The 10543-nt window shown below is 71.9% G+C and carries 12 protein-coding genes; 9 read left to right on the top strand and 3 right to left on the bottom strand.

All coding sequences use genetic code 11. From position 1 onward, the window contains the following. The first annotated feature begins 272 nt into the window (after positions 1-272). The 5 genes from ACFU95_RS49130 to ACFU95_RS49110 all read left to right on the top strand — a co-directional run bounded on the left by ACFU95_RS49130 (position 273) and on the right by ACFU95_RS49110 (position 4302). Positions 273-1811, top strand: coding sequence for a helix-turn-helix domain-containing protein (locus tag ACFU95_RS49130; RefSeq protein WP_383843829.1), 1539 nt, complete (start codon positions 273-275; stop codon positions 1809-1811). 83 nt (positions 1812-1894) lie between these two features. Further along, on the top strand, positions 1895-2272 hold the full coding sequence (locus ACFU95_RS49125; RefSeq protein ID WP_383843826.1) for a hypothetical protein: 378 nt from the start codon (positions 1895-1897) through the stop codon (positions 2270-2272). Between the two features lie 126 nt (positions 2273-2398). Then, the gene (locus tag ACFU95_RS49120) at positions 2399-2668 is read left to right on the top strand and encodes a hypothetical protein (RefSeq protein WP_383843822.1); all 270 of its coding nucleotides are present in this window, start codon (positions 2399-2401) and stop codon (positions 2666-2668) included. 129 nt (positions 2669-2797) lie between these two features. Then, the gene (gene htpX / locus ACFU95_RS49115; protein ID WP_383843819.1) at positions 2798-3715 is read left to right on the top strand and encodes a zinc metalloprotease HtpX; all 918 of its coding nucleotides are present in this window, start codon (positions 2798-2800) and stop codon (positions 3713-3715) included. Between the two features lie 2 nt (positions 3716-3717). Beyond that, positions 3718-4302 carry a hypothetical protein gene (locus tag ACFU95_RS49110; protein ID WP_383843816.1) on the top strand — a complete coding sequence of 195 codons (585 nt, stop codon included), beginning with the start codon at positions 3718-3720 and terminating at the stop codon, positions 4300-4302. A gap of 34 nt (positions 4303-4336) precedes the next feature. Here ACFU95_RS49110 and ACFU95_RS49105 read toward each other — a convergent pair whose 3' ends face one another. Further along, on the bottom strand, positions 4337-4624 hold the full coding sequence (locus ACFU95_RS49105; protein ID WP_383843813.1) for a hypothetical protein: 288 nt from the start codon (positions 4622-4624) through the stop codon (positions 4337-4339). A 243-nt stretch (positions 4625-4867) separates the two neighbouring features. Here ACFU95_RS49105 and ACFU95_RS49100 point away from each other — a divergent pair, with 243 nt between their 5' ends. Next, on the top strand, positions 4868-5641 hold the full coding sequence (locus ACFU95_RS49100; protein WP_383843810.1) for an alpha/beta hydrolase: 774 nt from the start codon (positions 4868-4870) through the stop codon (positions 5639-5641). A 10-nt stretch (positions 5642-5651) separates the two neighbouring features. Here ACFU95_RS49100 and ACFU95_RS49095 read toward each other — a convergent pair whose 3' ends face one another. Beyond that, positions 5652-7001, bottom strand: a complete 1350-nt coding sequence (locus ACFU95_RS49095; RefSeq protein WP_383843807.1) for a DUF2252 domain-containing protein — start codon at positions 6999-7001, stop codon at positions 5652-5654. 303 nt (positions 7002-7304) lie between these two features. Here ACFU95_RS49095 and ACFU95_RS49090 point away from each other — a divergent pair, with 303 nt between their 5' ends. Further along, positions 7305-8495, top strand: coding sequence for a winged helix DNA-binding domain-containing protein (locus tag ACFU95_RS49090; RefSeq protein WP_383843804.1), 1191 nt, complete (start codon positions 7305-7307; stop codon positions 8493-8495). An 81-nt stretch (positions 8496-8576) separates the two neighbouring features. Here ACFU95_RS49090 and ACFU95_RS49085 read toward each other — a convergent pair whose 3' ends face one another. Beyond that, the gene (locus ACFU95_RS49085; RefSeq protein WP_383843801.1) at positions 8577-8903 is read right to left on the bottom strand and encodes a hypothetical protein; all 327 of its coding nucleotides are present in this window, start codon (positions 8901-8903) and stop codon (positions 8577-8579) included. A gap of 277 nt (positions 8904-9180) precedes the next feature. On the opposite strand from ACFU95_RS49085, the gene ACFU95_RS49080 reads away from it, so the two are divergent. Both ACFU95_RS49080 and ACFU95_RS49075 read left to right on the top strand, forming a co-directional pair. Further along, the gene (locus ACFU95_RS49080; RefSeq protein ID WP_383843797.1) at positions 9181-9546 is read left to right on the top strand and encodes an arsenate reductase family protein; all 366 of its coding nucleotides are present in this window, start codon (positions 9181-9183) and stop codon (positions 9544-9546) included. Positions 9547-9664: 118 nt separating this feature from the next. Next, the gene (locus ACFU95_RS49075; protein ID WP_383843794.1) at positions 9665-10369 is read left to right on the top strand and encodes a hypothetical protein; all 705 of its coding nucleotides are present in this window, start codon (positions 9665-9667) and stop codon (positions 10367-10369) included. Positions 10370-10543 lie beyond the last annotated feature (174 nt).

Here is a 10543-nt window from a genome sequence, read left to right as displayed (position 1 = left end):
CGATGTTTGGTATCGCCCCGGGTCAAGGCGTGTTCCCCCCCCCTGGGTCCGTCTGTGGTCCGTCGCCTGTCTCCTTCCTGCGTGGAAGGACACGGCCGACGGCCTGTTTCGGGCCCCGTACCCGGCCGGGCCTTCCCGTCCGATGAAGCTCCGCGGAGAGGCGGAACCGCGGGACCGCGAGCCGGAGTTGGACAAGCTGTACGAGCGGTGAATCTGTGCTTTCCTGCGCTGAAACGAATGTGTGAGCGAGGCGGGGAAGGCAAGGAGCGGCCGTGCGGGGACCTGGGCGGGAAGAGGGGCTCGACGAACTGCTGCGGATCGTGCAGCGGAGCGGGCGTCCGGAAGAGGCGCTGGAGTGGCTCGGGCGGTGGACGGGTACCGAGGTGGCATGGATCGGCCCCGGCAGCGGGATCGGCGCGGCCACCTCCGGCTTCCCCCGGGAGGCCGGCGAGGCGCTGGGGGAACAGATCGAGCGCCTCGCCGACGGCCGGCTCGGCGCGGCCACCACCCGCCTGGGCGACCTGGAGGTACGCCTTGAAGCCTGCGGTTGGCGCATGCCACGGCCGGTTCTCGTGGCCGTCGGCGCGGCCCGGCTCGACCGCGAGGCCGCGGCCCTCGTGTCCCGGGCCGGCGGGCTGTTGCACCTGCTCGGCGAGGTGCACCGTGCCGACCACAGCATCCGCGGCTACGAGGAGAAGGCGCGCGCCATGCGCTTCGCCGTGCTGACCGCTCTGATGACCGGAGATGTCACCCTGGCCCGCCGGATGACCCACCGGGACGTCCCGCCCGTCCTGGACGCCGAGCACGTCCGCGTCCACCTCCTGCACTGCCCGCCCGCCGACCGCGACCGGCTGGCCACCACCTTCCAGGATGCCTCGGGCTACCACGGCGCCGGCCTGATGGTGCACTGCCCGGCCTTCCTGGACCACCTGATCTGTCCGATCGCCGAGAGGGACGGGAGCAGCGCGAACACCGGCGCCGCCGCCCCGGACGACCGGCTGGCGGGAGTCCTGCGACGGCTGGTGCGCGAGAACCCCGGCTATTGGCTCGGGGTCAGCAGGCCCCATCCGATCGCAGCCACCGGCACGGCCTACAAGGAGGCCGTCCACGCCCTCGCCGTCGCCCGCAACTCCCCGAATCGCCTGGCCGTCTACCACGGGCACACCTCGCTCATGCCCTTGTTGCCCCGGCCGGCGGCCGCCGCCTGGGCCCACGCGCACATAGAGCCGCTGTCAGCCGAACCGAAGCTCACCCGTGACGTCACCCGCCTCGCCGTGGCCTTCCCCCGGGTCGCCGTGGCCCGCCTGCTCGGCATCAGCCGTACCACCGTCGCCGCACACTGCGACCGGGCCGAACGCGCCATGGGCGCGGACCTCGGTGACGTCCGCCACCGGGCGGAACTGGACCTCGCGTTCTCCCTCGCCGACCTCCCGCCCGAACCCGGAGCCGAGACCTTCCGGGTCCCGCCGTCCCTCGGTCATCTCCTGCGCGGCGCGTCCGCTGTCGACTGGGCGACGGCCTTCCTCCAGCCGCTCCACGACACCCGCCACCGCGACCTGCACACCACCGTGCGGGCCTGGGTCGGCCACAACGCCGACGCCCAGCGTGCCGCCGAAACCCTGAACCTCAGCCGCAACACGGTACGGGCCCGCCTGCGCACCGCGGAACGCCTCCTCAACCGGGACCTGCTGACGACCGTCTCCGGCCTCCACGACGTCGTGCACGCGCTGACCGCGACTGGTCACCGTGCACACCCGGGGGACGAAAGTGGCCACTGTGCACCGTGGTTCCGTCGGCACAGTGACGCCTAACTTGATCCACACGGGTCGAGCGACCCGTTTCCGATCAATGCCCTGGGGGGTATCTCGTGCGCGCATTCCGTACTGGGGGAATCATGGTCGCGGCAGCGGCGCTGGTCGCGCTGGCCAACTCGCCTGCCGCGGCGGGCTCGAACGCCACGTCGTGGGGCCAGAGCAGTAAGTCCACGTGCGACAGCAGCTCGGTCGGCACCTTCGAGGACGCGGGTGACTGGTTCTACGTCAAGGACGTCTGCGCCGACAACATGTCCGCGGTCATCAAGGTGGACGTCGCCCCGTACCAGAGCGGTGGGGGCTACGACTTCACCATCTGGAACCCGGGTGGCAACGGCTCCACGAAGGAAGTGAACAAGAACTACGCCGAGGGCACGAACGTGTGTATCCAGGCGGGCATGGGCGAGTACAGCTCCGGCGAGTGGGGCCTGTTCGGCTCCTGGTCCTGCGGCCAGGCCTGACCGGCCTGACCGGCCTGATCGGTCTCTCGCACCGAGGCATACGCCCGCGCCCCCGCTGTTGTCCTGACAGCGGGGGCGCGGGCGTATGTTCTATTCTGCCGATGAGACCACACGGGGGTGGACGGGATGCCTGAGCACGAACACGACGACCAGGAGCGCGAGTTCGACCTGAGATGGGCGGACAACGCCGAGCACAAGGAGCCCTCGGCGCGGGCGCGGATGCTCGCCGCCCGCTGGAAGGAGAACCCGCCCGGTCCGGTGCCGTTCCGGGCCGAGCCCGATCATGTGGCGCGGCGGCAGCGACGGTCGAGCTGGGTGTCCACGGCCATCGTGCTGGGCTGCGTCGCCGGGGTGATCGTGCTGCTGGGCTACATCAACTTCCGCGCGGCCTACTAGGGCCGGTCGGGCGGGCCCCTGGGCTCTGGCTTTGCGGCTCCTAGGGCCGATCACGACCCGTTCATGGGGGTCACCGGGTGCACACTGGGCAGTGGGACGAGTGCCTGAGTGCGCGCGGGGTGATGCGAGATGCAGAGCCGGTTCCGGAGTGATCGGCGGTTGACCGCCCGGATGGGGATCACTCTGTTTCTGCTCGGATTGTTGTACGTGGCGTTCGTGGCCGCGTTGATCGTGCTGCTGAAGTCCTGGGTGCTCGTCGTGGTCGTGGCGGCGGGGCTGCTCGGGGCGCAGTACTGGTTCTCCGACCGGGTCGCGCTGTTCGCGATGCGGGGGCGGGTCGTGGAGCGGGAGGAGTATCCCGAGCTGCACGGGGTCGTCGACCGGCTGTGTGCCATCGCCGACATGCCGAAGCCCGTGGTCGCCGTGTCGGAGATGGACATGCCGAACGCGTTCGCCACCGGGCGCAATCCCGATCATGCCGTGGTCTGTGTGACCACGGGGCTGCTGCGCCGGCTGGAGCCGGACGAGCTGGAGGGTGTGCTCGCGCACGAGCTGTCGCATGTGGCGCACAAGGACGTCGCCGTGATCACGGTGGCCTCGTTCCTCGGTGTGATCGCGGGGCTGATCGTGCGGTTCGCCTTCTATTCGCAGATCTTCGGCGGTGGCCGCAGGGACCAGAACACCGCCGTGATCTTCGCCGCCGTGATGGGTGTGTCGGCGGCCGTGTACGCGATCAGCTTCCTGCTGATCCGGGCCCTGTCCCGGTACCGGGAGCTGGCCGCCGACCGGGCGGCGGCGCTGCTCACCGGACGCCCCTCGGCGCTGGCCTCCGCCCTCACCAAGGTCTCCGGCGACATCGCCCGGATCCCGTCCAAGGACCTGCGGACGGCGCAGGCCTTCAACGCCTTCTACTTCACCCCCGCGCTGGGCCGGGAGCCCGGCGTCGCGCGGCTCTTCTCCACTCATCCGAGCCTGGAGCAGCGGCTCGACCAACTGGGGCGGATCTCCTCCGAGCTGGGCGAGGCCGCGGCTCCCGGAGGGGTGTGAGCATGGGGCTGCTGGACATCCTGTTCGGCCGTACGAAGCCGGTCGCGCCCGATCTCGACCAGCTCTTCGGGCTGCCCTCGGCGGCGGTGACCCTGGAGGCGGCGGCCGGGTTCCGGCCGACCGGCAGCGGGGCGGTGTGCTTCGCCACGGTCGAGGGCGCCGCCTTCGCACAGACGCACCGCGAGGTGCAGGCGCTGCTCGACGCGGACGCAGAGCGCGAGGGACGGCCGGTGCGGCTGACGCGGGACGACTACGGCTACTCGTGGCTGGTCTCCGCGCGCAAGTCCGACCAGCTGCCGGAGCTGGTCAACGACCTGCACGCGGTGAACAGCGCGATGGAGGTCAACGGCTTCGGGCCGCAGCTGCTGTGCTCGCTGGCGGGGTTCGAGGACGACGAGGGCAGGCGGCTCGCCCTCGTCTACCTCTACAAGCGGGGCACCTTCTACCCGTTCGCACCACTGGCCGGCCCCGCCGAGCGGCGGGACAACCCCTTGGAGCTGCGGGTGAAGGCGGTCCTCGCCGACGACCTGCGGATCGAGCAGGACCTGGGCCGCTGGTTCCCGCTCTGGGGTGCCCCCGGCCTGTGACCGGGGGCGCCTCGGGCTACCAGCCGAGCTGGTCTCACTTGCTCTTCTCGCGCTCCTGGCGACGGGCCTCGAAGGGACGCTCGCGCCGGTAGCGGCGCTCCCACTTGGCCTGCTTGTCGCGGCGGTCGCGGTAGGAGCGGTAGTCCGCGGGCATGGCGCCTCCCGACGGGGCCCCCTTCCCGGCCCCGCCGCTCGGCGCGGAGGGGCTGCGGCCGTACTGGAGGTAGAGGAAGAGCACCGCGACGGCGGCCAGCCAGTAGAGGTGGTTGTCGAATCCTAAGATCACCAGGACGACGGTCCCGGACATGACGATGGTGCCCATCACGGGCCTCCGTGAGCGTGGATCGATTCTGGATCTTGAGCGGTGACCGATGCCCCGACGGGGCGCTGGGGAAGGGCGACCGACCGTCGGTGCGTAGAGACTAGCCCCGAGTCCGCAGGGTGGCGCCTGCCCTGCGCGAAGCGGCGTGAGCTGCTCCGTTACGCGTGTCCAGCGTAGGGATCCGGTCACCGGGCGTGCATCCCCTTTTCCCCGTGACCCAAGTGCCGTGAATGAATGGGGCACATGACCGAGCTCTCCTCTTTCACACACGCCCACGACGGTGAACTGCTCAGCGGCGTGTACGGCGGTGACGCCGACGGACCGGACACGGCCACCGTCGTACTGCTGCACGGCGCGGGCAACGGCAGCAAGGAACGGCTGCTCCCGCTGCTCGCCGAGTTCGTGTCCCGCGGCTGCCGCGGGCTTGCCTTCGACTTCTCGGGGCACGGCGAAAGCACCGGTGAGCTGCGGGAGTTGAGTCTGCGGCGCCGCTTCGAGCAGGCGGTCGCCGTCATCGACGCGCGTGTGCCGGCGGACGGCCCGCTGATCCTGGTCGGCTTCAGCATGAGCGGACAGACGGTGACGGATCTCGTCGGGCACTACGGCGCGCACGTGGCCGCGGTCGGGCTGTGCGCCCCCGCCGTGTACGCGCAGGAGGCGTGGGACGTGCCGTTCGGCGAGGGCAACGGCCGCTTCAGCGAGATCATCCGCAGGCCGGACGGCTGGCACGAGGCGCCCGCGCTCGACGTACTGCGGACGTACGAGGGACGGGCGGTGCTCGCGGTGCCGGGGACGGACACGATCATCCCGGCGGCCGTGACGGAGGCGGTGCAGGACGCGCTGGCCGCTCGCTCGCGGTTCACCCGGTTCGAGGTGCCGGACGCGGAGCACATGTTGGGGCTGTGGTTCCAGGAACACGCCGAGGACCGGCGGGAGTTCGTGACGGTCGTACTGGCGGGCCCGGACGACCAGGGCGTGTCGGCCACGCGCGCGCGTCCGGCCGAGCGGGTGCGGTAGCCGGCGCCGGTCAGACCCCGGGCGCGGCCCTGACCACCCCGGCCCCCACGGCCGCGCCCAGGGTCGTGTGGTCGGCGACGGTCTGGTCGGCGTACGCCAGGGCGAAGTCGGTGACCGCGCGGTCGAAGCTGTCGGCGCCGCCCAGGTAGCCGGCGATGGCGATCCGGTCGCCGGAGCGGGCGTGCGCCCGGGCGAGGGCGGTGCCGCACAGGCGGGCATAGACGAGGAGGTCGTCCGGGCTCATCGCGGCGACGTCCGCGGAGCCCTTCATGTCGCGCAGCTGACGCCAGTAGAAGGCGCGGCCCTGCGGCCCTGACATCCAGCCGAGGAAGATGTCGCCGGCCGCCTGCAACAGCCGCTGGCCCGCGACGACGCGATGGCCGGGGTGGACGTAGGGCCCGCTCGGCAGATGCTCCTCCAGTACGGACGGGCGGGCCTCCTTGATCTGCAGGAACAGCGGGTCGTCGGTGTCCCGCCCGGCGAGCAGCACGATGAAGCAGCGCAGGCCGACGCTGCCGACGCCGACGACCTTGCGGGCGGCGTCGACGAAGCGGTAGCGGTCGAGGAGCAGGCGGCGCTCCTCGGAGAGGGTCGAGCGGTAGTCGCTGAAGATCTTGCGCAGGGAGGCCATGTCGGACGTGCCCGTGGGTTCGAGGAGCGGCGGGTCGTGGATGATGCGCCGACGCCCGTCGACCACCTCGGTCAGCCGGTCGAAGGCCCGCAGGCTGGTACGGCGGCGGGCGCGGCCGAGGCTGGCCTCGACGCGGCGGCGGTCACGGCCGGAGCGGACCAGCGGCAGGAGCTGCTCCGCTTCGATGCTCGTGTACCAGACGTCGAGTTCGCCGCGCCGGGCCAGCCGCCGGATCGTCGTGCGGTACGCGGTCACGGCCGCCAGGGCCGCGTGACCGGTCTCGGCCTCGGGGTGGCCGATCTCGCGGGCGGCCACGGCGACCGAGGTGGCGAGCCGTTTGACGTCCCACTCGAACGGGCCGCAGAACGTCTCGTCGAAGTCGTTCAGGTCGAAGAGCAGAGAGCGCTCCGGGGACGCGTACAGGCCGAAGTTGAGCAGATGGGCGTCGCCGCACAGCTGCACGGTGAGGCCGGTGTGCGGGGCGGCGGCGAGGTCGGCGGCCATCACGGCGGCGGCGCCGCGCAGGAAGGCGAAGGGGGACGCCGCCATCCGGCCGTACCTGATCGGCAGCAGCTCCGGCAGCCGGTCGCGGCCCTGGCGTTCCAGTACGGCGACGGGGTCGGGGCGGTCGACGGAGGGTATCCAGGCGGCGTGCGCGGAGCGGGGCACCTGCTTGCGGGCTGCCTTGCCGCGCAGGGCCCGGTCGGCGGGGGTGGCGGGGGTCGTCATGGGCAGACGGCTCTGTGTACGGCCGTCCCGTGCGCCGGTGTGGGTACGACCGCCCCGTGCACCGGCCGTCGTATGCCGTGCCTGCCCATCGCACCTCCCGCTGCCACGCCCGCTCGGGGCGGGATCCGCCACCTCCTGCTTCGCAGTGAAGGCGGGGCGGGGCGCTCACGCATGCCGGGTACGGCAATCGGGTGACGGGGCGGCAGGGCGGACGCGGGCCGTCGGCGGGGCGGGGCCGTTGTCAGTGCTGTCCGGGAGGATGCGGGCACGGGTGGTGTGGCGGCATGACGGGTGGAGGCCGGGATGGGCGACGGACCGCGGTACATCGGGGTGGCTGAGCGGCGCGCTCGGCTGGGGCTGCGGCATCGGCTGGCCGGGGCGGCGCGGGCCGGGTCCCCGGAGGAGGTCGCCGAGTCCCTCGTCGCGCTGCACGGCACCGATCCGGCGACCGTGTACCTGGCCGTGGGGGCGCGGCTGGCGCAGCCCGCGAAGACGGTCGCGGAGACCGAGCGGGCGTTGTACGAGGAGCGGGCGCTGGTCCGGATGCACGGCATGCGGCACACCGTGTTCGTGTTCCCCACCCGTCTGACGGCCGTCGTGCACGCCTCGACCGGCCTCACGGTCGCCGCCCGGGAACGGGCCACGCTGGTCAAGCACATGGCGACGGCGGGCGCGCCGGACGCGGCCTGGCTGGCGGAGGTCGAGGAGTCGGCGCTGGCCGCACTCGCGCGGCGCGGGCAGGCCACCGCGGCCGAACTCGCCGAGGACGAGCCGCGGTTGCGCGAGCGGTTCGTGTACGGGGCCGGCAAGAGCTACGAGGGGGTGCATACCGTCTCGACGCGGCTGCTGCGGGTGATGGGCGTCGAGGGGAAGGTGGTGCGGGGGCGGCCACTGGGCTCCTGGACGTCCTCGCAGTTCCGGTGGGCGGTGGCGCCCGAGCATCCCGAGCTGGACGTGGCCGGGGCACAGGCGGAGCTGCTGCGGAACTGGCTCGCGGTGTGCGGGCCGGCCACGGAGGCCGACCTCAGGTGGTGGACCGGGTGGCGGGTGACCGAGGTGCGCCGGGCGCTGGCGGCGACAGGGGCGCAGGCCGTGTCCCTCGACGAGGGCACGGGGTACGTCGTCGCCGGCGACGCCGGCCCGGTGGCGGGGCCCGCGGAGCCCTGGGCTGCGCTGTTGCCCGCGCTCGACCCCACGGCGATGGGGTGGCAGCTGCGGGAGTGGTATCTGGCGCCGGAGCTGTGGCCGTCGCTGTTCGACCGCAGCGGCAATGTGGGGCCGACCGTGTGGTGGAACGGGCGGGTGGTGGGCGGGTGGGCCCAGCGCAGGGACGGGGAGATCGTCTGGCGGTTGCTGGAGGAGCTGGGGAGCGTGGAGCGGCGGGCCGTGGCGGCGGCGGTCGCGGTGGAGGCGGAGCGGGTGCGGGGGTGGGTGGGGGCGGCTCGGGTGACGCCTCGGTTCCGGACGCCGTTGGAGCGGGAGTTGTCGGCGTAGGGGTGGGCGCGCGCCGGGTGTGCTGGGTGCCCTGATGCCCTGGTGACCGGGGCGGCCAGGGCACCCAGCAGGCGGCGCGGCTTACCTGGAGTACCTGATGAGTGCCCGCACCATGTGGCATGTCGTGTCCGACGGCGGGTGGACTCCGATCGTCTCCGCGGTGCTCCGGATCGTCTCGTTGCGGGCCTGGTTGGGCATGTAGACGCCCGTGTCGAGGAGGGCTATCGCGAGGCGCAGGGCCTTGAGACGGCGGTTGTGGGTGACGTACCACTCGCGCGGCCGGCCCGGCGGCAGCGGCCGCTTCTCCACGGGCGCGTACGGCAGGTCGAGCAGCACCGGGTGCTGCGCGGTGGACTGGGTGGGCAGCGGCTTGCGGGTCGGCTTCTGCTTCAGTGCGGCAGCGGGCACAGGCATCCTCCTGTCGCGGTAGAGCGCCGGTCGGGTGGTCCGGCGACGCTCTCGAACACTGGTTACAGTTTACTGCCCGGCACTGACAATCAGGGGGTCCTGAGCGTCACTGAAATGCGCTGGTCAGCAACGAAATTGTCACCGTGTCACGCCGGGTTCGCGAGGTGAGCTTGAGGCGGCGGGAAATTCGAACACGGGGTGCGTGGAGGGGTGTGGAGGGAAGGGCGGCACCCCCGGCCGGGGGATCGTTTCGGGCGCTCGGGATACCGTGAGCGGCATGGAGATCTGGATCAATCCCGCCTGTTCCAAGTGCCGCAGCGCCCTCACGTTGCTCGACGCCGAAGGGGCCGAGTACACCGTGCGCCGCTATCTGGAGGACGTGCCGAGCGAGGACGAGATTCGGGAGGTGCTCGACCGGCTGGGACTGGAGCCGTGGGACATCACCCGGACCCAGGAGGCCGTCGCCAAGGAGCTCGGGGTCAAGGAGTGGGCGCGGGACGCGAGTTCGCGGGAGCAGTGGGTGAAGGCTCTGGCCGAGCATCCGAAGCTGATCCAGCGGCCGATCATCACGGCGCAGGACGGTACGGCCGTGGTGGCGCGCACCGATGACGCCGTGCGGGACGCTCTGTCGCGGGAAGGCTGAAGGTCTCTCAGGGCGGATGTGACGCAGGTTACTTCGGGGACTCCCGAAACCACTGAGTAACTTCGTTCGGTATCTCGTACATGACGGCGTACGCTCCCCGACCTCCCAGGAGGCGCGCATGTCGCGTAGGAGAACTGTCAGTACGAAGAAGAAGCTCGCGCTGTTGGTGAGTGCGGCGACGGTGGCGGGAGGCGGTGCCTTCGTCATGGCGAGCACCTCGAACGCCTCCCAGACGCCGACGGTCAAATCCGCCGCGGAGTCGAGCGTCTGTCAGGGGCTCGCCACCGCGCTCGGCAACAACCAGCGGTTCATCGAGGGGCAACGGGCCAAGCCCGACGCGCAGTCCGAGGCACGGATCGCCAACCGCGAGGCCGTCATCGCGCAGATCAAGGTCCAGCAGGAAGCGTCCGGTTGTGTCGCCGGGGAGTCGGCTCAGGACTCCCAGGCTTCGCAGCCGGCGCCGAGCGCTCCCGCGGGGGGTGCCGAGGAAGCCGGGGGTGCGGCGGACGGCGCCGCCGGTGACGCCGGGAGCGCCGGTGACGCGGGGGACGCCGGCGGCGGTGCCGCGGCCTCGGGGCAGCAGGTCTGCAACGGCTCGACCGTGACGCTGTCGGGTGAGGGCGGGGCTCCGGCCGCGTCCAGCAACCAGTTCCCGGCCGGCACGAAGCTGAAGGTCACCAACCTGGACAACAACAAGTCCACGACGGTGGAGGTCACCTCGGTCTCCGGCAGCTGTGTGCTGCTGAACAACGCGGCGTTCGAGCAGGTACGTGAAGCAGGCAAGTTCCTGATTCGTCGAGCCGTGATCGAGAAGGTGGGGTGAGGCTCCGGTAACCACGTCGTACGTGTCATGGGTCCCGCTGCTCGCGGCCACGGGTGGCGGGGCCCTCACGTGTGGGGGGCGGGTGCGGGTTCGGGGGTGGATGCCTGCGGCGCCTGTTGCTGTTCGGTGGGGGCTCGTGGAGCGCGGGGGCGGGTGTTCGTGGGTCGGGGCCGC

Source organism: Streptomyces sp. NPDC057623 (assembly GCF_042800355.1).
GTDB lineage: Bacteria > Actinomycetota > Actinomycetes > Streptomycetales > Streptomycetaceae > Streptomyces.
Note: the sequence above shows the minus strand (reverse complement) of the source record. Positions and strands in the feature narration are given on the sequence as shown.